We start from the raw sequence: 20,558 nt of genomic DNA, 5'->3' as shown, positions 1-20,558 counted from the left end.
CGCGCCCCGGTCAGGGGACCGCGCCCCGGTCAGGCGGCCGCGCCCCGGCTAGGCGACCGGGAGCCGGGCGAGGACGCGGAACCGCTCCATCACCACCAGCGTGTCGTCGTCCACCGTGTACCCCGGGTCCCCCAGCGCCTCGCGGACCGGCTCGCTGTGCCAGAACCCCTCGTGCGAGGCACGCCATTCGGCCACGGACGCGTACCCCTCGCCCTCGTCCAGCGCGTGCCGCAGGTCCACCTCCGCGAGCCGCACCACCCGTACGTCCGTCACCTCCACCACCGCCACCGCGCGCTCCGCCGAGTCCATCAGGAGGCTCCGCTCACCCGGCACCGGCAGCGGCTCGCCCTCCGCCTCGTACTCCGGGAGCAGCCCCGTCGTCGCGGTCTTCGCGCCGCTCAGCACGGCCGCCACGAGCTCGTCGCGCATCGGTCCGGGGAACCCCAGCAGGTACGGGGGAAGATCGTCATAGTCGGTCATTCCCCGACCCTACGACGGCCGGCGGCCCGGCCCCGCGCCCACCCCGCAACCGGAACGGGCGCCTCAACTCACCCCCTCGTCACACCAGTTGAAACACGCCACCCAGTGGCCTGGACCTTGACGCGGAGCTGTGCGTACCGCTTTGCTGTGCGTGATCATCCGGATGCGCTCGCCGGGTGGCCCCCTTGCCCGCCTGCCCGCCCGCGCCCGCGTCCTGGAGGGAACCCGCGGTGTCCCCGCCCCCGCCGCCCCTTCCCCGCGCCCGCAAGCGGGACGCGCAGCTCTTCGACTCCGCCCTCTGCGACACCGAACTGGTCGACGTACGCAGCCAGTTCACCCAGGGCAGGTGGTCCAGGGCCCGCGCCCTCCTCGCCGGCACCGGCGACGACTGGGACCGCCGCGGCCACCGCGTCGTCGTCCTCGCCGAAACCCCCGCAGCCACCGCCTGGGCCCGCGAATGGCTGCTCGCCGAACCCGACAGCGTCGACGCCGCCACCCTCCTCGCCTGCGCCGCCGTCTTCGCCGCCCTGCGCGGCAAGGGCACCCCCCAGGCCGCAGAGGAGGCCTGCCGCCGCGCCGCCGCCCTGCACCCCGGCGACCCCACGCCCTGGCTCGGCCTGCTCCTGCTCTCCCGGGCCTTCGGCTCCGAGGAGGAGTTCAGCCGCCACTTCGACCAGGTCCGGGCCCGGCACCGGGAGCACCACCACGCCCACCACCTGATGGTCGCCAAGCTGGCCGAGCGCACCCCCGCAGTCGGCCACGACCCGCTCCACGAGGTCTACGACTTCGCCTCCTGGGCCGCCGAGGAGTCCCCGGCCGACTCCCCGCTCGCGGTGCTCCCCGTCATCGCGCACGCCGAGCGCTACCGGGTGCTCGCCGCGACCCACGGCCACACCTTCGAGAGCGCCGCCGACCACTGGTCCGGCCGCCGGGCCCGCCAGGTGCTGCGCTCCGCCTTCGACTGGTGGCTGGAGTGGGAGCGCGAGGACCACCCCCGCAACCGGGTCGACCTCAACTTCCTCGCCCACGCCAAACTCTGCGAGGGCCGCCCCGCCGAGGCCGCCGCCCTCTTCCACCGCATCGGACGGCACGCCACCCGCGCCCCCTGGTCCTACCCGGACCTCGACCCGCACAAGGCCTTCCTCGCCGCCCGCAACGCCGCACTCGGCTCCGCCTAGCGCCGAAAGGCCCCGCACCGCCCCCGCACGGCCCCGCACCGCCCCCGCTCACGCCCCGCCACCACCGCCCCGCGAAAGGACGCCGCCATGCCGACGGGCAGATCCACCACGGCCTCGAACCCGGCCGAGATACGCACGTACAAGGGCGAGGACCGCGCCCTGCGCGCGGGCCGCCTCGGCACCGCCGGACTGCTGCTCTCGGTCCTGGCCGCCAGCGCGCCCCTCATGGTCGTCGCCGGTGTCATGCCCACCACCTTCGGCGTGATGGGCATCGTCGGCCAGCCCCTGCTGTTCGTGATCCTCGGCGCCGTCCTCGCCCTGTTCAGCATCGGCTACGCCGAGATGAGCCGGCACGTCCACAACGCCGGCGCCTTCTACGCCTACATCGCGCGCGGCCTCGGCCCCACCGCCGGAGCCGCCGCCTCGGTCGTCGCCCTCGTCGCGTACAGCGCCATGCAGGTCGGCGTCTTCGGCATCCTCGGCTTCGAGATCTCCGGCCTCTTCGCCACCTACCTGGAGATCGAGATCGCCTGGTGGATCCCCGCCCTGCTCGCGGTCGCCGCCACCGGCGCCCTCGGCTGGCTGAAGATCGACCTCAACGCCAAGGTGCTCGGCGTCCTCCTCCTCATCGAGTGCGTCCTCGTCGTCATCTTCGACCTCGCCGCCCTCGCCAAGCCCGGCACCGAAGGCCTCTCCCTGCACGCCTTCAACCCCGACACCCTCGGCGGCGCCGGCCTCGGCACCGCCCTGTGCTTCTGCATCGCCGCCTTCGTCGGCTTCGAGCAGTCCCCGGTCTACGCCGAGGAGACCAGCAAGCCGCACATCGTCGTCTCCCGGGTGATGTTCCTCGCCGTCGGTTTCGTCGCCCTGTTCTTCGCGCTCAGCGCCTGGGCCCTCACCGTCGCCACCGGCCCCTCCGAGGTGGTCAAGGCCTCCGCCGACGCCGGACCGGGCCTGCTGTTCCAGCTCACCGAGAGCCGCCTCGGCACCACCTTCACCGACGTCCTGCACGTGCTCTTCGTCACCGGCATGTTCGCGGCCATGCTCAGCTTCCACAACGTCGTCGCCCGCTACGCCTTCGCCATGGGCCGCGAGGGCTTGCTCCCGGCCGCCTTCGGCCGCACCAACCCCGGCACCGGCGCCCCCGGCACCGGCTCGCTCCTCCAGACCGGCGTCGCCGCCGTCGTCGTCCTGGCCTTCGCCCTCACCGACGACATGCCGGCCGGCGACCCGACCGCGCCCGTCCTGCACCTGTTCACCTGGATGGGCAGCGTCGGCGCCCTCGGTGTGACGCTCCTCATGGCCACCGCCTCCATCGCCGTCATCGCCTTCTTCGTCCGCCGCGGCACCGCCGGTGCCCAGGTCTGGCGGCTCGTCGCGGCCGGCCTCTCCGGGCTCGCGCTCATCGGCATCGCCGTCTACACCGTCAAGGACTTCGGCGTCCTGGTCGGCGCCGAGGAGGGCTCCGCGCTCAGCTGGGTACTGCCCGCGATCATCGCCGCCGCCGCCCTCGTCGGGCTCGCGAGCGGCCTCGTGCTGCGCCGCCGCGACCCCGGGGCGCACAGCCGCATCGGCCTCGGGAACGAGGCGTTCCGCCTCGACCAGGCCGCCGGATCCGGCCCGGCCGAGTAGCCCCGGCCACCACGCTTTCCAGCTCCCACGAAGCCCCCGGCACCCGTTTCCATGGTCGCCGGGGGCTTCCGCATGCACAGTCGGGTTTGGGCGGGTGGCGGGCCTCATGGTCTCCTGGGGCATAAAAACCCACCGGAACGCGGCACAGGGGTTACCACCCAGCTCCCCTGCGCGGCGGTTCCGCACTGCCTGTCCCACCCACGAAGGCGAAGTCCTACATGAGTGACCGCACCTTGACCGAGGCCCCTGCCCCGGCGTCTTCCCGCCATGTCGACGCCGGCGACGAGGGCTACAGCAAGGACCTCAAGTCCCGCCACATCAACATGATCGCGATCGGCGGAGCGATAGGCACCGGCCTGTTCCTCGGAGCCGGAGGCCGCCTCGCCGGCGCCGGACCCTCCCTCGCGATCGCCTACGCGGTGTGCGGCGTCTTCGCCTTCTTCGTCGTCCGGGCCCTCGGCGAGCTCGTCCTGTACCGCCCCTCCTCCGGCGCCTTCGTCTCGTACGCGCGCGAGTTCATGGGGGAGAAGGGCGCCTACACGGCCGGCTGGCTGTACTTCCTCAACTGGTCCACGACCACCGTGGCCGACATCACCGCCGCCGCGACCTACGCCCACTTCTGGTCGATGTTCACCAGCGTCCCCCAGTGGGCGCTGGCCTTGATCGCGCTCGCCGTCGTCCTCACCGCGAACCTGATCTCGGTGAAGTACTTCGGTGAGATGGAGTTCTGGTTCTCCCTGGTCAAGGTCGCCGCCCTGGCGATCTTCCTGATCGTCGCGATCTACCTGGTCGCCACCAGCCACGACATCGGCGGGCACACCCCGGGCCTGTCCAGCATCACCGACAACGGCGGCATCTTCCCCTCCGGCGTCCTCCCGATGCTCCTGGTCGTCCAGGGCGTGGTCTTCGCCTACGCCTCCGTCGAGCTGTGCGGCGTCGCCGCCGGTGAGACCGAGAACCCCGAGAAGATCATGCCGAAGGCGATCAACTCGATCATGTGGCGCGTCGGTCTGTTCTACGTCGGCTCGGTCGTCCTGCTCGCGATGCTCCTGCCGTACACCGAGTACTCCTCCGACCAGAGCCCGTTCGTCACGGTCTTCGACAAGCTCGGCGTCCCCGGCACCGCCGGCATCATGAACCTGGTCGTCCTGACCGCCGCCCTCTCCAGCCTGAACTCCGGCCTCTACTCCACCGGCCGCATCCTGCGCTCGATGGCCATGTCCGGCTCCGCGCCGAAGTTCACCGCCCGCATGAACAAGGGCAAGGTCCCCTACGGCGGCGTCCTGTTCACCGCCGCCTTCGGCCTCGCCGGCGTGGGCCTGAACTACCTGATGCCGAAGGACGCCTTCGAGCTGGTCCTGAACTTCGCCTCGCTGGGCATCCTCGGCACCTGGGCGATGGTCATGATCTGTTCGCTGTTCTTCTGGCGCCGGGCGCAGCAGGGCCTCGTGGAGCGCCCCTCCTACCGCCTGCCCTGGGCTCCGTACACCCAGATCGTCACCCTGGTCTTCCTGGTCACGGTGCTGGTCCTGATGTGGTGCGACGGCGGTGTGGGCCGCACCACGGTGATGCTGGTCCCGGCCATCGCCGCCGCACTGGTCCTCGGCTGGTTCCTCGTCCGCGGCCGCGTGGCCGAACTCGCCGCAGCCCGGGACTGACCCCTCCCCGCCCGACGACGAAGGACCCCGCTCGACGGCGGGGTCCTTTCTCGTTCTTCCGGCTCGGAGCGCCGCGGCCGGTCAGGCCCTCTTCACCACGCTGGACTTCAGCTGCATGGCCCCGAACCCCTCGATCCGGCAGTCGATGTCATGGCCGTCGACACCGTCCACGAGCCGGATGTTGCGCACCTTGGTCCCGGCCTTGATCCCGGAGGCGCTGCCCTTGACCTTGAGCGCCTTGACGACGGTCACGGAGTCGCCGTCCCGCAGGACGTTGCCCACGGAGTCCTTGACGACCCGGTCCCCGCCGCCCTCGGGCCCGCGCTCCGCATCCTCGGCGGGCACCCACTCGTGCCCGCACTCCGGGCAGACGACCAGCGCGTTCATCTCGTAGGTGTAGGCACAGGAACATCTGGGGCAGGGGGGAAGGTTCTCGATCACATCGCCAGAATATCCCCGCCCGCTCCGCGGCACGGACCCGGCGACCCCCGCAAACACAGGAAGACCCCAGCTGGGCTGGGGTCTTCCGTTGGTGTCCGAGGGGGGACTTGAACCCCCACGCCCGATAAAGGGCACTAGCACCTCAAGCTAGCGCGTCTGCCATTCCGCCACCCGGACAAGGTGTCTGTCTCGCGGCCCTTGGCCGTTCCGACGTGGAAAACATTACCAAACATTCCGGGGGCCCGATCACACCCCCCATCGGCCGGGGATCGTCCTTGGGGAGAGCGGCCCGGAGCGGGAGGATGGGAGGAGTTCGGTACCGATCAGTGGGAGGAAGCAGCGTGAGCCAGACGAGCGCGGGCAGGACCGTTTCCGGCGAGGACGAGGTCGTCGACCTCTGCCGGGACCTCATCCGGATCGACACCAGCAACTACGGGGACCACTCCGGCCCCGGTGAGCGCAAGGCGGCCGAGTGGGTCGCCGAGCAGCTCGCCGAGGTCGGCCTGGAGCCGCAGATCTTCGAGTCGCACAAGGGGCGCGCCTCGACCGTCGCGCGGATCGAGGGCGAGGACCCGTCGCGGCCCGCCCTGCTGATCCACGGGCACACCGACGTGGTTCCGGCCAACGCCGCGGACTGGACGTACGACCCGTTCGCGGGCGAGATCGCCGACGGCTGCCTGTGGGGCCGGGGCGCGGTCGACATGAAGGACATGGACGCGATGACGCTCGCCGTCGTGCGCGACCGGATGCGCAGCGGCCGCAAGCCCCCGCGCGACATCGTGCTGGCCTTCCTCGCGGACGAGGAGGCGGGCGGGATCCACGGGGCCCGGTACCTCGTGGACAAGCACCCCGGGCTGTTCGAGGGCGTCACCGAGGCGATCGGCGAGGTGGGCGGGTTCTCGTTCACGGTCAACGAGAACCTGCGGCTCTACCTCGTGGAGACCGCCCAGAAGGGCATGCACTGGATGCGGCTCACGGTCGAGGGCACCGCGGGCCACGGCTCGATGACGAACAACGACAACGCCATCACCGAACTCTGCGAGGCCGTCGGCCGGCTCGGCCGCCACACCTGGCCGGTGCGCGTGACCAAGACCGTACGGTCTTTCCTGGACGAGCTCTCGGACGCCCTCGGCACCCCCCTCGACCCCGACGACATGGACGCCACGCTCGCCAAGCTCGGCGGCATCGCCAAGATGGTCGGCGCCACCCTGCGCAACTCCGCCGCCCCGACGATGCTGGGCGCCGGCTACAAGGTCAACGTCATCCCCGGCCAGGCCACCGCGCACGTGGACGGCCGCTTCCTGCCGGGCTACGAGGACGAGTTCTTCGCCGACCTCGACCGGATCCTCGGCCCGCGCGTGAAGCGGGAGGACGTCCACGGGGACCGGGCGCTGGAGACGGACTTCGACGGCAAGCTCGTCGACGCCATGCAGGGCGCCCTCAAGGCCGAGGACCCGATCGCGCGCGCCGTCCCGTACATGCTCTCGGGCGGCACGGACGCGAAGTCCTTCGACGACCTCGGGATCCGCTGCTTCGGCTTCGCGCCGCTGCAGCTGCCGCCGGAGCTCGACTTCGCCGGGATGTTCCATGGCGTGGACGAGCGCGTTCCGGTGGAGGGGCTGAAGTTCGGCGTGCGCGTGCTCGACCGATTCATCGACAACGCCTGAGATTCGGGTGGGTGTGCGGATTCCACTGAGAAGAGTGAATGCGCTCATACGCTCGTAGCCCCGGTGATCCCTCCTCGTTACAGGTGGTGCGGTCCGCGGCTGGGACCGCACTTGCCTACTAGGAGGAACAATGCTCAAGAAGGTTGTCGCCGCTGCGGCTGCCACCGGTGGTCTGCTGCTCGCTGGTGCGGGCCTGGCTTCCGCCGACGCGGGTGCCCAGGGTGCGGCCATCGGCTCCCCCGGTGTGCTGTCCGGCAACGTCGTTCAGGTCCCGGTCCACATCCCGGTCAACGTCTGCGGCAACACCGTGAACGTCATCGGCCTGCTGAACCCGGCCTTCGGCAACACCTGCGTCAACGCCTGACGCATCTGAAGTTCTGGCCCCGGAGCGCATTCCAGCGTTCCGGGGCCGCCGGGCTTTCCGGCCCGGAACCAGATCTTTTCGGCGTACGCGGCGGGGGAGCAGGCACGGCCGGTACGCCGACCGAACGAGCACGTCAGGGGACGAGTACAGATGCGACGACAGGTCACCAGGAAGACGCTGGTCACGATGGCGGCGGCGGGTGGTGTTCTCGCGCTGGGCGGGGGCTACGCACACGCGGATTCGGGGGCGTCCGCGTCCGGACACGCCGCGAACTCTCCGGGCCTTCTGTCCGGGAACAACGTCCAGGCGCCCGTGGACGCGCCGGTGAACCTCTGCGGGAACACGATCACGGTGGTGGGAGGGCTGAACCCGGCCTTCGGCAACCACTGCTCGAACGTGGCCAAGCCGGGGAAGCCCGGCAAGCCGGGTCACCCGGGCCACCCCGGAAACCCGGGCCACCCCGGTCATCCCGGAAACCCGGGCCACCCCGGCGGTCCGGACGAGCCGTGCGACGGCGACGAGCCCGGTCACCCGGGCGGCGAGCACCCGGGCCACCCCGGTGGCGAGCACCCGGGCCACCCCGGTACGCCGGGCCACCCCGGCGGCGACCACAACGGCGGCGGCGACCAGCCGGGCACCCCGGGAACGCCCGGGAACCCCGGCGGTGACCACCCGGACACCCCCGGTACGCCCGGCACCCCCGGCGGCGAACACCCCGGCACCCCCGGCGCCCCGGGAACGCCGCCCGGCAACCCCGGTGCTCCGAACACGCCCGGTACGCCCGGCACCCCCACGGCCCCCGGCCAGGGGACGGGTGTCACGCCGGTCACGCACCCCGCCCAGGGGACCGGCTCCACTCCCGGCCAGGGACTGGCGGCCACCGGCGCCGGTGACGTCCTCAGCGCGGGCGTACCGCTCGCCGGCGGCCTGCTGCTCGGCGGCGCCGTGCTCTACCGGCGGGCGCGCAACGCCGCCTGACCGGCGCGTACGACGCGGGTCCCGCCAGGGACCCGCGTCACCAGGTGGCGCGTACCTGGCGGATGATCCGGCGGCGCAACCGCACCCGGCGACTGCCGTCCCGGTGCAGCGTCAGCCGGTCGAGTTCCCAGTTCCCGTACTCGGCATGATCGGTCAGCAGGCGGGTCGCCTCCTTGCGGGGAACACCGCGGGGCACGTACACGTCGACAAATTCGTATTCCGGCATCGCATCTATTGTGCAAGCAGCGCCCTGCTACGGATAGCGTCTGCACTATGTCTGATGCCGCTCTGCCCACTGTTGCCGAGGTACGCGCCGCCGCCGAGGCGGTCAAGGCCGCGCTCGACCGTCACCTCGCCGCGGTCGAGAGCAGGACCGGGGAGGAGGACCCGGCCGTCTACGCGGCGTTCAACGAACTCGCCGCCGCCGCCGAGGAGTACGACGAGCTCCTCTACGACCGGTACGACGAGGTCACCCCGTTCGAGATCCCCACGCCCGAGGACCCCGTCCCGTACACCGGCCCCACCGAGCCCGCCGCCTTCAGCGTGCTCATCCGCCGCGACTACGCCGTCGTGGAGCCGCAGCGGCTCGTCGCCCAGGCCGAGCGCCTCACCGCGCTCGACCGGGACGCCGACCTCGGTGACGAGGCCGGTTCCGCCGGTGCGCTGGGCGTGCTGTTCGGGGAGTACGAGCCCGACGAAATCGCCTCCCGTTACAAGGAGTTCGGTCTCGAAGAGGGCGACTCCACGCTCTGGATCGCGACGTCGGAGGAGGTCGCCGAGCCGGGGGAGTGGCTCAACTCGCCCTTCGGGCACACCGATCCGCAGGACGTACTGCACCGCTTCGACGTGAGCTCCGTCTTCGACGAGGAGTCGGAGGACTACGAGGACGACGAGGCGGCGGACGAAGAGGACGAGGACGACGACGAGCCCGTGGAGCCCGGCCTGGCCCCGGCCTAGGCCCCGGTCCGGGCCCCGGCCCAGGTCCCGGCAGCGCCGAGAGTGCGGCCCCCGCCCAGCCGGGCGGGGGCCGCTCCCGTCACTGGCCGGGCTGTTCCCGCGCCGCCTCGAACAGGGTGCGCAGCAGGCTCGTGAGCCGGGTCGTGCGCGGCTTCGGCGGCACCTCCGCGACCGCGCGCGCCAGCGCCTGGTCCACGCCGTGCACGACGGAAAGGTGCCGCTCGGCCCGCCCGAACGCGGTGTAGACCCAGTCCCGCGACAGGGCCTGCGCCGCGTCACCCGGCAGTACGACGACCACCGCCGGCCAGCGCGCGCCCACCGCCTGGTGCGCCGTCACCGCCCAGCCGTGCCGCACCTGCGACTCCACCCGCTCCTTCGGTACGACGATCCGCGCGCCGGCGGCGTCCAGGTGCAGCCCCTGAGCGTCGGCCGACACCACCGCGGCCGGTACCGCCCTCCCGGGCGCGGGTACGTGGACCACCCGGTCACCCGGGTCGAAGCCGCCGAACCGGCCGGGGCCGGGGTTGAGCCGCTCCTTGAGGGCGGCGTTCAGGGCGCGGGTCCCGGCGGAGCCGCCGTGGCCCGGGGTGATGACCTGGACGCTGTCCGCGGGGATCCCGAAGGCGCGCGGCACCGATTCGGCCACCAGCTGCACGGTGCGGTGGACGGCCTCCCCGGCGTCGCGCACCGGGACGATGACGACCTCCTTGCCGGGGGCGTCGACCTGGTTCAGCTCCCCGATCCCGATGCCGGAGACGAGCTCGCCGACCGGGCCGGGGTCGGGGACGCGGGAGACCACCTGGGGGCAGGCGCGGGCCGCCAGGAGATCGGCGAACACCCGCCCCGGACCGGCTGACCCGAGCACCGCGGGGTCCCCGGACAGCACCAGTCGGGCGCCGTCGGGGACGGACTCCACCAGCGCGGCCGCCGCCTCCACGTCCAGCTGCGGGGCGTCCAGGAGGATGAGCAGGTCCAGCGCGAACTGCCCGTCGGCGTCGCGGCCGGGGCCTTCGGTGTCGGCGAGCAGCCCCGCCGTGCTGACGGCGTCGGGGGCCGGGGTGTGCGCGGGGGAGTGCGCGGCCAGGCAGACGCGCAGGCCGAGTTCCCGGGCGGCCGCCGCCAGGGCCAGCGGCTCGGCGCGGGCGGCCTCGCCGCCGGTGTGGGTGACCAGGCCGTGGCCGGCGACGGCGCGGATCAGCTCGGAGCCGTCGCCCCAGTCCGCCGGGTCGTTGAAGGTGCTGGCCAACCGGGCCAAGCCGTCGGCCAGGCTCTCCTCGGCGAGGGCGTATCCCTCCAGGCCGACGAGAACCCGTACGGCCTGCTCCTCGCCCTCCTCCGCCGGCGGCCCGAGCGGCTCGTTGAAGACGAGCACGGCGCCGTCGCCGATGGACTGCTCCAGGGCCTCGGCGGGGGCCGGTACGCCGTACTGGGCGAGTGCGGACTCCAGGGTGGGGGCTTCCAGCGCGGTGTGCCCCTTGAGCGCGGCCTGCTCCAGCAGCCAGCCGACCAGGGCGGCGGCGCGGCGTTCGTCGGCGGGGCCGGCGTCGGGGCCGAGCAGGGCGCGGGCGAACCCGTCCGCCTGGGTGGGGCGGACCCCGGCGACGGCGAGGAGCCGCCAGGGGTCTTCGGCGAGCTGCCCGGCGGCGTCCTCGCCGAGGGCGGTGGCGGCGGGGCCGGCCAGCGCGGCGGGGGCTCCGCCGCGGCCGAGCACGGCCTGCACGGCGGCGACGGCGTCGGCGGTGGCCGCGGGGGCGGGTGCCGGTGCCGGGGTGCGGGGCGGGGGAGTGACAGCGCCCGCCACTGCTTTGCGGGGCGCGGCGGGGGCGTCGTCGAAGTACACGGCGGGGGGCTTCTCCCCGCTCTCCACGGCCCGTACGGCGGCCAGCAGGTCGGCGGCCTTGCCGCTGAGCTTGCCGCCGGCCTCGACGGGGGCCTGCCGCTCCGCCTTCCGGCGGGCGATCCGTTCGCGCTCGATCTTCTGCGCGGCCAACTCCGCCGCCGCCTCGCTGACCGCGGGCGCCTCGGGCCCTGCGGGGCTCTCCCCCTCCCCGCCCCTTCCCGAAACCGGGGGCTCCGCCCCCGGCCCCCCGTCCCCGGCTTCGCCGGGCTCAGCCTCCGGGCCGTCGGACCCGGCTTCGCCGGGGGTGGCGGATGCCGGTTCGGCGGGGGCCGGTTGCGGGGTGGCGTCGTCGGCGGGGCCGGAGCCGGCCGGGGACGGGGCGGACGGACCCGGCGTCGGGGTGGTCGGGTCGGCCGCGGAGGCGTCCGGGCGGTCCGTGCTCACAGCGTGCTCCAGTCCTGATCGGGATAGCGGTGTACCGGGGCCGAAACGTCGTCCAGCGCCTGGCAGATCTCCTCCGGAAGACTAAGGGCCTCCACCGACAGCGCCGCCCCGAGCTGCGCCGACGTCCGCGCGCCGACGATCGGCGCGACCACCCCCGGCCGGTCGCGGATCCACGCGAGCGCGACCTGGAGCGGGGTCACCGCCAGGCCCTGCGCCGCGGTCGCCACCGCGTCCACGATCCGGCCCGCCGCCTCGTCCAGGTACGGGTCCACGAACGCGGCCAGGGTCTCCGACGCGCCCCGCGAGTCCACCGGGGTGCCGTCCCGGTACTTGCCCGTCAGGACCCCCCGGCCCAGCGGGGAGGAGGGGAGCAGTCCGACGCCCAGGTCCAGCGCCGCCGGCAGGACCTCCCGCTCAACGCCCCGCTGGAGCAGGGAGTACTCCATCTGCGTCGAGGCCAGCCGGGTCCGTACCCCCGGCGCCGCGAGCTGCCAGGTCGCCGCCTTCGCCAGCTGCCAGCCGCTGAACCCGGCCACGCCCGCGTACCGGGCCCGCCCGCTGCTGACCGCGAGGTCGACCGCCTGGAGGGTCTCCTCCAGCGGGGTCGCCGCGTCGAAGGCGTGCACCTGCCACAGGTCCACGTAATCGGTGCCCAGCCGGGCCAGCGAGTCGTCCAGCGCGGCCAGCAGATGGCCCCGGGAGCAGTCGAAGCGGCGGTCGGGGTCCCGTACCGAGCCCGACTTCGTCGCGATCACCAGGTCCCGGCGCGGCACCAGGCCGTCCACCAGCTGCCCGAGGACGTACTCCGCCTCACCGCCCCCGTACACGTCGGCGGTGTCGACGAGCGTGCCGCCCGCCTCCCAGAAGGTCTTCAACTGCTCGGCGGCGCCCGCCTCGTCCGGTCCCCCCGCGGAACGGCCCCAGGTCAGGGTGCCGAGGCCGATCCGGGACACGCGCAGGCCGGTGCGGCCGAGATGCCTCTGCTCCATGAGCGCTGAGACTACTGGGGCGCTGACGGATCGGACCTTGGCGCGCTACAGTCCCGGCAACGAACGTTACTGATCGGTAAACCGGTAAGGGGACGACACATGCGGCTCGGCATCAATCTGGGTTACTGGGGTGCGGGCATGGACGCCGACAACCTCGCCGTCGCGCAGGAGGCCGACCGCCTCGGGTACGACGTCTGCTGGGCCGCCGAGGCCTACGGCTCCGACGCCGCCACCGTCCTCGCCTGGGTCGCGGCCCAGACCGAGCGCATCGACGTCGGCTCCGCGATCTTCCAGATCCCGGCCCGCCAGCCCGCCATGACGGCCATGACCGCCGCCACCCTCGACTCCCTCACCAAGGGCCGCTTCCGCCTCGGCCTCGGCGTCTCCGGACCGCAGGTCTCCGAGGGCTGGTACGGCGTGAAGTTCGACAAGCCGCTGGCCCGCACCCGGGAGTACGTCGAGATCGTCCGCAAGGCCATGAGCCGCGAGCGGCTCTCGTACGAGGGACAGCACTGGACCCTGCCGCTGCCCGGCGGCCCCGGCAAGCCGATCAAGCTCACCGTGCACCCGGAGCGCGAGCACATCCCGCTCTACATCGCGGCCATCGGGCCCAAGAACCTGGAGCAGACTGGCGAGATCGCCGACGGCGCCCTGCTGATCTTCCCGTCCGCCGCGCACCTGGAGGACACCGCGCTGCGCCACATCCGCGCGGGCCGCGAGAAGGCCGGGCTCACCATGGACGGCTTCGACGTCTGCCCGACGGTGCCGCTGGCCCTCGGCGACGACGTCACCGCGCTCGCGGACATGTTCCGCCCGTACACCGCCCTGTACGTCGGCGGCATGGGCAGCCCCAAGCAGAACTTCTACAACCAGCTCGCGCAGCGCATGGGGTACGAGAAGGAGGCCGCCGAGATCCAGACCAAGTACCTGGGCGGCGACAAGGCGGGCGCGGCCGAGGCCGTTCCGCACTCACTGATCGACTCGACCACCCTGCTCGGCCCGGTCGAGCGGATCGCCGACGGGATGCGGGCCTACGCCGACGCCGGGGTCACCACCCTCACGCTCGCCCCGGCCGGGTTCACCCTCGACGAGCGGATCGCCGCGCTGCGCGCCGGCACGCAGGCCCTGGAGCTGGCCGGACTGGCGTAAGGCCGTAAGCCGACGGCGTCCCGGGGGAAGTCTCTGCGGCCGTGGTGGGGGCTCGGGGGTCTTCCCCGCCACGGCCGTCACACCCAACAACGCGTCCGGAGCCCGCCGGGTTACGCCTGCGGCGTCACCCCTTCGCTTCGTTCATTCGGCCGAGTAGTGCGACGTATCGGTTGCCCGCCCGGTAAATCCGCATTTGACTCGGTTCATGCTCTCTGCCCGCAGCCTGTTCCAGGAGATCGTCGACGACGACGACGCCTTCCAGCTGTTCTGCTCCATCGCCGCCAGCGGGGAGTCCCAGGGCGGCTGGGAGAACGCCCGGATCGCGGCGCTGGTCCCCGACGCCATGTGCGATCTCGGGCCCAAGATCGCCCGGCACGGCGCCGACGAGGACAAGCACGGCCGGATCTTCAACGCCCTGCTCCGCAAACGCGGCCTGGAGCCCGTCCCGGTGCCGCCCGAGACGGACTACACGATGCTGCTGGAGCGGCGCGGCATCGGCCTCGCGCACGACAAACTGCGCCGCGAGGCGCCGCTGACCGAGCAGGACATCGTCGTCTACCTCGCGCACAGCCGCGTCACCGAACAGCGCGCCGCCGACCAGATGGAGATGCTGGTCAAGAACTTCGGGGATCACCCCGAGCTCGGCAAGGCCATCCGCATGATCAGCGACGACGAGGACAACCACCTCGCGTACTGCCACGAAGAGCTGCTCGGACTCGTCCGCGACGGCCACGGCCGGATGATCCAGCGCGTGCTGCGCGACAGCGCCCTCACCGAGATCGGCATCTACCGGGACGTCAGCCTCGCCGTCATGGGCCACATGGGGCGGCTGCTGAGATGGCCCGCGCCGAAGGCCGCCGCGCTCGCCGCCGGCATCCGCGGGATGTACGCGTACGAGCGGTTCAGCGGCTGGCACCGGATGGTGAGCCTGCGGATGCCGGCGCGCCGCGACGCCCTGGGCGGCGTGCCGACGACCGCGCCCGAATACGCGTAGCCCACCACGCGCGGGAGCCCTACAGCCAGCCCCGGGTCTTGAACAGCCGGTGCAGGCCCAGGCACGCGCCGGCCATCAGCGCGATGACTCCGGGGTAGCCCCACTCGTGCCCGAGCTCCGGCATGTGGTCGAAGTTCATCCCGTAGATCCCCGCGACCATCGTCGGCACGGCCGCCATGGCCGCCCACGCCGAGATCTTGCGCATGTCGTCGTTCTGCCGGACGCCCATCTGCGCCAGGTGCGCGGACAGCGCGTCCGACAGCAGCCGGTCCAGGCCCTCGATGTACTCGTTCGCCTTCGTCAGGTGGTCGGCGACGTCGCGGAAGAACGGCTGCGCGTGGTCGTGCACGAACGGCACGTTCCCGGAGGCGAGCCGGTCCATCGGCAGCAGCAGCGGGCTCGTCGCCCGCCGGAACTCCAGCACCTGCCGCTTGAACGCGTAGATCCGGGCCGCGGTGTTCTTGGTGTCGGCGGCGTTCGGGGCGAAGACCTCCGCCTCCAGCTCCTCCAGGTCCCCCTGGAGCTCTGCGGCGACGTCGATGTAGTGGTCCACCACCGCGTCGGACACCGCGTACAGCACCGCCGTCGGACCGTGCCGCAGCACGTTCGGCTCGTGCTCCAGGCGCTGCCGTACGGCGCTCAGCGCGGCCCCCTCGCCGTGCCGGACCGTGACCACGAACGAGTCGCCGATGAACACCATCAGCTCGCCGGCGGTCACCGTGTCCCGGTCCTCGTCGTACGTCACGGGCTTGAGGACGACGAAGAGTGAGTCGTCGTAGACCTCCAGCTTCGGGCGCTGGTGCGCGGTCAGGGCGTCCTCCACCGCCAGCGGGTGCAGCCCGAACTCCTGGCTGACGTGCTCGAATTCCTTCTCCGTCGGCTCGTGCATACCGATCCAGAGGAAGGCGTCGCCCGTGGCGCGCGCCTCGTCCAGGGCGTCCGAGAAGTCCTCGGGAGCGTTCGAGCGACGGCCGTCCCGGTACATGGCGCAGTCCACAATCACCTGGGCATTGTCCCTGCCCGAGGCCCACCCGCACACCCGTGCCACCGCTTAGGGTGGTGTCCATGGCCACGCTGATCCTCGTACGACACGGGCGGTCCACCGCCAACACCGCAGGGCTGCTCGCCGGGTGGACCCCGGGAGTGGCCCTCGACGAGCGCGGCGCCGAGCAGGCCGCGGCGCTGCCCGCCCGGCTCGCCGGGGTGCCGCTCGCGGCCGCCGTCTCCAGCCCGCTCCAGCGCTGCGGGGAGACCCTCGCCCCCCTGCTGGCCGCCCGCCCCGAGCTGGCGCTGCACACCGACGAGCGCATCGGCGAATGCCACTACGGCGACTGGTCGGGCCGCAAACTCTCAGAGCTCTCCGACGACCCGCTGATGAAGATCGTTCAGCAGCACCCGTCGAACGCGGCCTTCCCCGGCGGCGAGTCCATGCGCGCCATGCAGGCCCGCGCCGTGGACGCCGTGCGGGAGTGGAACGCGCGGATCGAGGAGGAGCACGGCGCCGACGCCCTCTTCCTGATGTGCTCGCACGGGGACATCATCAAGTCCCTTGTCGCGGACGCCCTGGGCATGCACCTCGACCTGTTCCAGCGCATCCACGTCGACCCCTGCTCGGTGACCGTGATCCGGTACACCCCGAGCCGCCCGTTCGTGCTCCGGCTCGGCGACACCGGGGACTTCGCCGGATTCGTACCGCGCGACGAGCCGCCCGCCGCCGGGCCCGCCGCGGACAAAGCCGCCGAAGACGGCGGGATCGCGGTCGTGGGAGGCGGTGCGGGCGCGGTGTGATCGAACGGCGCAGTAGGGTGGACGGGCCAACACAAGCGCGCAGCCCCGCCCCGCCGCCGAGACTTGGAGACTGGACGTGCCCCGTCAGGTGTTCCTCTACGACCCGCCGGACCGCTTCGTGGCCGGTACGGTCGGTCTGCCGGGGCGCCGTACGTTCTTCCTGCAGGCCTCCTCCGGCCCCCGGGTCACCAGTGTCTCCCTGGAGAAGACCCAGGTCGCGGCGCTGGCCGAGCGGATGGACGAGCTGCTGGACGAGGTCGTGCGGCGCACCGGCGGCAACGCCCCGGTGCCGGCCATGGCCTCCACCGAGGCCGCCGACACCGCCCCCCTCGACGTACCCGTCGAGGAGGAGTTCCGCGTCGGCACGATGGCCCTGGCCTGGGACGGCGAGGAACAGCGGATGATCGTCGAGGCGCAGGCCCTGGTCGAGCTCGACGCCGACTCCGACGAGGACCTCGCCGAGGCCGAGGAGCGGCTCCTGCAGGACGAGGAGAACGGCCCGCCGATGCTGCGGGTGCGCCTGTCCGGCGCGCAGGCCCGCGCCTTCGCCAAGCGGGCCCTGGACGTCGTCAACGCCGGCCGGCCGCCGTGCCCGCTGTGCAGCCTGCCACTGGACCCCGAGGGGCACGTGTGTCCGCGCCAGAACGGGTACCGGCGCCAGGCGTGACCGCCGAGACCCCGATCGAGGAACTGCTCGCCCGAGGTGAGCTCACCGTACGCGGACGGATCCGCGAGGCGTCCAACGCGGTACTGCTGTGCGACGTCACGTACGAGGGCGTCAGCGCGGAGTGCGTCTACAAGCCGGTCAAGGGCGAGCGGCCGCTGTGGGACTTCCCCGACGGCAACCTCGCTCAGCGCGAGCGCGCCGCCTACCTGGTCTCCGAGGCCACCGGCTGGGGCCTGGTCCCCGCGACCGTGCTGCGCGACGGCCCGTACGGCGAGGGCATGGTCCAGCACTGGATCGAGGCGGGCGAGTCCCCCGAGGCCGGGCTCCTCGCGCTCGTCGAGGGCGAGGAGGCGGGGGACGGCTGGAAGCCGGTCGCCCTCGCCGAGGTCGGCGAGGGCCGCACCGCCCTGCTCGTGCACGCCGACGACCCCCGGCTGCGACGGCTCGCCGTCCTCGACGCCGTGATCAACAACGGCGACCGCAAGGGCGGCCACCTGCTGCCGACGCCCGACGGACGGCTCTACGGCATCGACCACGGAGTGACCTTCCACACCGAGGACAAGCTGCGCACCCTGCTGTGGGGGTGGGCGGGGGAGCCGCTGACCGACGAGGCCCGCGAGGTCTTGGCGTCCCTGGCGGCGCAGCTGGCCGAGGGCGAGCCCCTCGCCACCCGGCTGGCCGAACTGATCACGCCCGTCGAGCTGGCCGCCGTACGGGGCCGCGTGGAGCAGCTGCTGCGCACGGGAGTGCACCCGCAGCCCTCCGGGCAGTGGCCCGCCATCCCCTGGCCACCGGTCTGAACCAGCCAAGCGGCACACGCACAGAACCGGCCAGACCGCAAGAGTGTCGATCAAGCCAACAGCGCAGGTCCGGTTCGTTTTCGGAACACCCGTCCGGTTAGGCTCGACGCATGCATGCCTGGCCCGCTTCTGAGGTCCCCGCCCTTCCTGGCAAGGGCCGCGACCTCCAGATCCACGACACCGCGACCCAGGGGACGATCACCCTCGCCCCCGGTCCCGTCGCCCGTATCTACGTCTGCGGCATCACCCCGTACGACGCGACCCACATCGGTCACGCGGCGACCTACAACGCGTTCGACCTCGTGCAGCGCGTGTGGCTCGACACCAAGCGGCAGGTCCACTACGTCCAGAACGTCACCGACGTGGATGATCCGCTCCTGGAGCGGGCGCTGCGCGACGGCCAGGACTGGACCGAGCTCGCGGAACGCGAGACGGCCCTCTTCCGCGAGGACATGACCGCCCTGCGGATGCTGCCGCCGCAGCACTACATCGGCGCCGTCGAGGCCATACCGGGCATCGTGCCGCTGGTGGAGCGGCTGCGCGACGCCGGCGCCGCGTACGAGCTGGACGGCGACATCTACTTCTCCGTCGAGTCCGACCCGAACTTCGGCCAGGTCTCCAACCTGGACGCGCAGGCGATGCGGCTGCTCTCGGCGGAGCGGGGCGGCGACCCCGACCGCGCGGGGAAGAAGAACCCGCTCGACCCGATGCTGTGGATGGCCGCGCGCCCGGGCGAGCCGAGCTGGGACGGCGGCTCGCTGGGCCGCGGCCGGCCGGGCTGGCACATCGAGTGCGTCGCGATCGCCCTGGACCACCTCGGCATGGGCTTCGACATCCAGGGCGGCGGCTCCGACCTGGCGTTCCCGCACCACGAGATGGGCGCCTCGCACGCGCAGGTCCTGACGGGCGAGTTCCCGATGGCCAAGGCGTACGTCCACGCCGGCATGGTCGCGCTGAACGGCCAGAAGATGTCGAAGTCCAAGGGCAACCTGGTCTTCGTCTCGGCGCTGCGCCGCGCGGGCGTCGACCCGGCCGCGATCCGCCTCGCGCTGCTCTCGCACCACTACCGCGACGACTGGGAGTGGACCGACGAGGTCCTCGCCCGGGCGGTGGCCCGCCTGGAGCGCTGGCGCGCGGCCGTGTCCCGCCCGGACGGCCTGCCCGCGGACGCCCTCGTCGAGGAGATCCGCGAGGCCCTGGCCAACGACCTGGACGCGCCCGCCGCGCTGGCGGCCGTGGACCGCTGGGTGGACGCCCAGAACGCCTCGGACGGCGACGACGAGTCGGCCCCGGGCCTGGTCTCGCGCGCCGTGGACGCCCTCTTGGGCGTAGCCCTGTAGCAATTCCGCCCGCGACGCCCGCGACCACACGTGCCGGGGGCTCCGCCCCTGGTACGGGGGTCCGGGGCGGAGCCCCGGGAAACGGGGAAAGGGCGGGGCGGGGAGGAGTTCCCTCCACCCGGCCCGGCCCGGTCAGGCTTCCGGCGGGGTGTCGTCCTCATCGTCCGAGGACGGGGACGGGGGCTCCGGGTCCGGCTTGCGCTTCGGCGGGCGGGGGAGCCCGCTCGACGGGTCGCGCAGGTACGAACCGTCACCCGGCTCCGTCGAGGACGGCCCGGCCGGGTCCCGGCGCCGCAGGTACCGCTCGAACTCCCGGGCGATCGCGTCGCCCGAGGCCTCCGGCAGGTCCGCCGTGTCCCGCGCCTCCTCCAGCGTCTGGACGTACTCGGCCACCTCGCTGTCCTCGGCGGCCAGTTGGTCCACGCCCAGCTGCCAGGCCCGCGCGTCCTCCGGGAGTTCACCCAGCGGGATCCGGATGTCGATCAGGTCCTCCAGCCGGTTCAGCAGGGCCAGCGTCGCCTTCGGGTTCGGCGGCTGCGACACGTAGTGCGGCACCGCCGCCCACAGCGACACCGCCGGAACGCCCGCGTGCGTACAGGCCTCCTGGAGCACCCCCACGATCCCCGTGGGCCCCTCGTAGCGGGTCTCCTCCAGGTCCATCGTCCGCGCCAGGTCCGCGTCCGAGGTCACCCCGCTCACCGGAACGGGACGCGTGTGCGGGGTGTCCCCGAGCAGCGCGCCCAGGATGACCACCATCTCCACGCCCAGCTCGTGCGCGAAGCCGAGGATCTCGTTGCAGAACGACCGCCAGCGCATGGAGGGTTCGATCCCCCTCACCAGCACCAGGTCACGCGGCTTGGTCCCGCCGATGCGCACCACCGACAGCCGGGTCGTCGGCCAGGTGATCTTCCGTACCCCGTTGTCCAGCCACACCGTCGGCCGGTTGACCTGGAAATCGTAGTAGTCCTCGGCGTCCAGAGCCGCGAAGACCTCGCCCTTCCACTCCCGGTCCAGGTGCGCCACCGCACCGGAGGCCGCGTCACCCGCGTCGTTCCAGCCCTCGAACGCGGCCACCATGACCGGGTCGATCAGCTCGGGCACGCCCTCAAGCTCGATCACCCAGGTCTCCTTCCGAAGTTCCCTTGCGTACGTGGGTCAGCCTAAGCCTTGAGACGACACCAGCCACAGCCCA

The 20,558-nt window shown here is 72.7% G+C and carries 20 protein-coding genes and 1 tRNA gene; 13 read left to right on the top strand and 8 right to left on the bottom strand.

Annotated elements, in window-relative coordinates:
• Positions 1-48: 48 nt before the first annotated feature.
• Positions 49-480 carry an ASCH domain-containing protein gene (locus OG982_RS04775; RefSeq protein WP_266947968.1) on the bottom strand — a complete coding sequence of 144 codons (432 nt, stop codon included), beginning with the start codon at positions 478-480 and terminating at the stop codon, positions 49-51.
• Between the two features lie 230 nt (positions 481-710).
• Between OG982_RS04775 and OG982_RS04770 the strand changes: the two genes are divergently transcribed.
• The 3 genes from OG982_RS04770 to OG982_RS04760 all read left to right on the top strand — a co-directional run bounded on the left by OG982_RS04770 (position 711) and on the right by OG982_RS04760 (position 4,948).
• Entirely contained in the window at positions 711-1,658 is a 948-nt protein-coding gene (locus tag OG982_RS04770; RefSeq protein ID WP_266789436.1) for a hypothetical protein, read from the top strand.
• Positions 1,659-1,745: 87 nt separating this feature from the next.
• Positions 1,746-3,290: an APC family permease gene (locus OG982_RS04765; RefSeq protein ID WP_266947967.1), complete on the top strand. Its 1,545-nt coding sequence runs from the start codon at positions 1,746-1,748 to the stop codon at positions 3,288-3,290.
• A 218-nt stretch (positions 3,291-3,508) separates the two neighbouring features.
• The gene (locus tag OG982_RS04760) at positions 3,509-4,948 is read left to right on the top strand and encodes an amino acid permease (protein ID WP_266789439.1); all 1,440 of its coding nucleotides are present in this window, start codon (positions 3,509-3,511) and stop codon (positions 4,946-4,948) included.
• An 81-nt stretch (positions 4,949-5,029) separates the two neighbouring features.
• Here the strand turns inward: OG982_RS04760 and OG982_RS04755 are convergent, their stop codons facing one another.
• Positions 5,030-5,389, bottom strand: a complete 360-nt coding sequence (locus tag OG982_RS04755; protein ID WP_323139226.1) for a zinc ribbon domain-containing protein YjdM — start codon at positions 5,387-5,389, stop codon at positions 5,030-5,032.
• Positions 5,390-5,478: 89 nt separating this feature from the next.
• Positions 5,479-5,566: transfer RNA gene (locus OG982_RS04750), tRNA-Leu, on the bottom strand.
• A gap of 164 nt (positions 5,567-5,730) precedes the next feature.
• On the opposite strand from OG982_RS04750, the gene OG982_RS04745 reads away from it, so the two are divergent.
• The 3 genes from OG982_RS04745 to OG982_RS30940 all read left to right on the top strand — a co-directional run bounded on the left by OG982_RS04745 (position 5,731) and on the right by OG982_RS30940 (position 8,398).
• The gene (locus OG982_RS04745; RefSeq protein ID WP_266789441.1) at positions 5,731-7,056 is read left to right on the top strand and encodes a M20/M25/M40 family metallo-hydrolase; all 1,326 of its coding nucleotides are present in this window, start codon (positions 5,731-5,733) and stop codon (positions 7,054-7,056) included.
• Positions 7,057-7,186: 130 nt separating this feature from the next.
• Positions 7,187-7,420 carry a chaplin ChpH gene (gene chpH / locus OG982_RS04740; RefSeq protein WP_037797273.1) on the top strand — a complete coding sequence of 78 codons (234 nt, stop codon included), beginning with the start codon at positions 7,187-7,189 and terminating at the stop codon, positions 7,418-7,420.
• 150 nt (positions 7,421-7,570) lie between these two features.
• Positions 7,571-8,398 carry a chaplin gene (locus tag OG982_RS30940; RefSeq protein WP_323139225.1) on the top strand — a complete coding sequence of 276 codons (828 nt, stop codon included), beginning with the start codon at positions 7,571-7,573 and terminating at the stop codon, positions 8,396-8,398.
• A 37-nt stretch (positions 8,399-8,435) separates the two neighbouring features.
• On the opposite strand, the gene OG982_RS04730 is transcribed toward OG982_RS30940, so the two are convergent.
• Entirely contained in the window at positions 8,436-8,624 is a 189-nt protein-coding gene (locus tag OG982_RS04730) for a DUF5703 family protein (RefSeq protein WP_031146791.1), read from the bottom strand.
• A gap of 47 nt (positions 8,625-8,671) precedes the next feature.
• Between OG982_RS04730 and OG982_RS04725 the strand changes: the two genes are divergently transcribed.
• On the top strand, positions 8,672-9,355 hold the full coding sequence (locus tag OG982_RS04725) for a hypothetical protein (protein ID WP_266789443.1): 684 nt from the start codon (positions 8,672-8,674) through the stop codon (positions 9,353-9,355).
• Positions 9,356-9,434: 79 nt separating this feature from the next.
• Here the strand turns inward: OG982_RS04725 and OG982_RS04720 are convergent, their stop codons facing one another.
• Both OG982_RS04720 and OG982_RS04715 read right to left on the bottom strand, forming a co-directional pair.
• Positions 9,435-11,639: a helix-hairpin-helix domain-containing protein gene (locus tag OG982_RS04720; protein WP_266789445.1), complete on the bottom strand. Its 2,205-nt coding sequence runs from the start codon at positions 11,637-11,639 to the stop codon at positions 9,435-9,437.
• Positions 11,636-12,628: an aldo/keto reductase gene (locus OG982_RS04715; RefSeq protein WP_266789446.1), complete on the bottom strand. Its 993-nt coding sequence runs from the start codon at positions 12,626-12,628 to the stop codon at positions 11,636-11,638. Before OG982_RS04715 ends, OG982_RS04720 begins: the two co-directional genes overlap by 4 nt.
• A gap of 99 nt (positions 12,629-12,727) precedes the next feature.
• Here OG982_RS04715 and OG982_RS04710 point away from each other — a divergent pair, with 99 nt between their 5' ends.
• Entirely contained in the window at positions 12,728-13,777 is a 1,050-nt protein-coding gene (locus OG982_RS04710) for an LLM class F420-dependent oxidoreductase (RefSeq protein ID WP_266789448.1), read from the top strand.
• 205 nt (positions 13,778-13,982) lie between these two features.
• The gene (locus OG982_RS04705; RefSeq protein WP_266789450.1) at positions 13,983-14,771 is read left to right on the top strand and encodes a ferritin-like domain-containing protein; all 789 of its coding nucleotides are present in this window, start codon (positions 13,983-13,985) and stop codon (positions 14,769-14,771) included.
• A 19-nt stretch (positions 14,772-14,790) separates the two neighbouring features.
• Here OG982_RS04705 and corA read toward each other — a convergent pair whose 3' ends face one another.
• A complete protein-coding gene (gene corA / locus OG982_RS04700; RefSeq protein ID WP_323139224.1) occupies positions 14,791-15,774 on the bottom strand; it encodes a magnesium/cobalt transporter CorA in 984 nt (327 codons plus the stop codon).
• Positions 15,775-15,836: 62 nt separating this feature from the next.
• Here corA and OG982_RS04695 point away from each other — a divergent pair, with 62 nt between their 5' ends.
• The 4 genes from OG982_RS04695 (at position 15,837) to mshC (ending at position 19,366) form a co-directional block, all read left to right on the top strand.
• Positions 15,837-16,559 (top strand): histidine phosphatase family protein, encoded by a 723-nt coding sequence (locus OG982_RS04695; RefSeq protein ID WP_266789452.1) that lies wholly within the window; start codon positions 15,837-15,839, stop codon positions 16,557-16,559.
• Between the two features lie 76 nt (positions 16,560-16,635).
• On the top strand, positions 16,636-17,226 hold the full coding sequence (locus OG982_RS04690; protein ID WP_266789454.1) for a DUF3090 domain-containing protein: 591 nt from the start codon (positions 16,636-16,638) through the stop codon (positions 17,224-17,226).
• Positions 17,190-18,026: an SCO1664 family protein gene (locus tag OG982_RS04685; protein ID WP_266789456.1), complete on the top strand. Its 837-nt coding sequence runs from the start codon at positions 17,190-17,192 to the stop codon at positions 18,024-18,026. Before OG982_RS04690 ends, OG982_RS04685 begins: the two co-directional genes overlap by 37 nt.
• Before the next feature lie 110 nt (positions 18,027-18,136).
• Positions 18,137-19,366 (top strand): cysteine--1-D-myo-inosityl 2-amino-2-deoxy-alpha-D-glucopyranoside ligase, encoded by a 1,230-nt coding sequence (gene mshC / locus OG982_RS04680; RefSeq protein WP_266789458.1) that lies wholly within the window; start codon positions 18,137-18,139, stop codon positions 19,364-19,366.
• Between the two features lie 132 nt (positions 19,367-19,498).
• On the opposite strand, the gene OG982_RS04675 is transcribed toward mshC, so the two are convergent.
• On the bottom strand, positions 19,499-20,485 hold the full coding sequence (locus OG982_RS04675; RefSeq protein WP_266789459.1) for a PAC2 family protein: 987 nt from the start codon (positions 20,483-20,485) through the stop codon (positions 19,499-19,501).
• Positions 20,486-20,558: the final 73 nt, after the last annotated feature.

This window comes from Streptomyces sp. NBC_01551, from assembly GCF_026339935.1.
Lineage (GTDB): Bacteria > Actinomycetota > Actinomycetes > Streptomycetales > Streptomycetaceae > Streptomyces.
Note: the sequence above shows the minus strand (reverse complement) of the source record. Positions and strands in the feature narration are given on the sequence as shown.

What these genes read in the sequence shown, in the direction of transcription:
- OG982_RS04775 (WP_266947968.1), bottom strand. Translation starts at nt 480, where the DNA reads ATGACCGACTATGACGATCTTCCCCCGTACCTGCTGGGGTTCCCCGGA.
- OG982_RS04765 (WP_266947967.1), top strand. Translation starts at nt 1,746, where the DNA reads ATGCCGACGGGCAGATCCACCACGGCCTCGAACCCGGCCGAGATACGC.
- OG982_RS04760 (WP_266789439.1), top strand. Translation starts at nt 3,509, where the DNA reads ATGAGTGACCGCACCTTGACCGAGGCCCCTGCCCCGGCGTCTTCCCGC.
- chpH (WP_037797273.1), top strand. Translation starts at nt 7,187, where the DNA reads ATGCTCAAGAAGGTTGTCGCCGCTGCGGCTGCCACCGGTGGTCTGCTG.
- OG982_RS30940 (WP_323139225.1), top strand. Translation starts at nt 7,571, where the DNA reads ATGCGACGACAGGTCACCAGGAAGACGCTGGTCACGATGGCGGCGGCG.
- OG982_RS04730 (WP_031146791.1), bottom strand. Translation starts at nt 8,624, where the DNA reads ATGCCGGAATACGAATTTGTCGACGTGTACGTGCCCCGCGGTGTTCCC.
- OG982_RS04725 (WP_266789443.1), top strand. Translation starts at nt 8,672, where the DNA reads ATGTCTGATGCCGCTCTGCCCACTGTTGCCGAGGTACGCGCCGCCGCC.
- OG982_RS04715 (WP_266789446.1), bottom strand. Translation starts at nt 12,628, where the DNA reads ATGGAGCAGAGGCATCTCGGCCGCACCGGCCTGCGCGTGTCCCGGATC.
- OG982_RS04710 (WP_266789448.1), top strand. Translation starts at nt 12,728, where the DNA reads ATGCGGCTCGGCATCAATCTGGGTTACTGGGGTGCGGGCATGGACGCC.
- OG982_RS04705 (WP_266789450.1), top strand. Translation starts at nt 13,983, where the DNA reads ATGCTCTCTGCCCGCAGCCTGTTCCAGGAGATCGTCGACGACGACGAC.
- OG982_RS04695 (WP_266789452.1), top strand. Translation starts at nt 15,837, where the DNA reads ATGGCCACGCTGATCCTCGTACGACACGGGCGGTCCACCGCCAACACC.
- mshC (WP_266789458.1), top strand. Translation starts at nt 18,137, where the DNA reads ATGCATGCCTGGCCCGCTTCTGAGGTCCCCGCCCTTCCTGGCAAGGGC.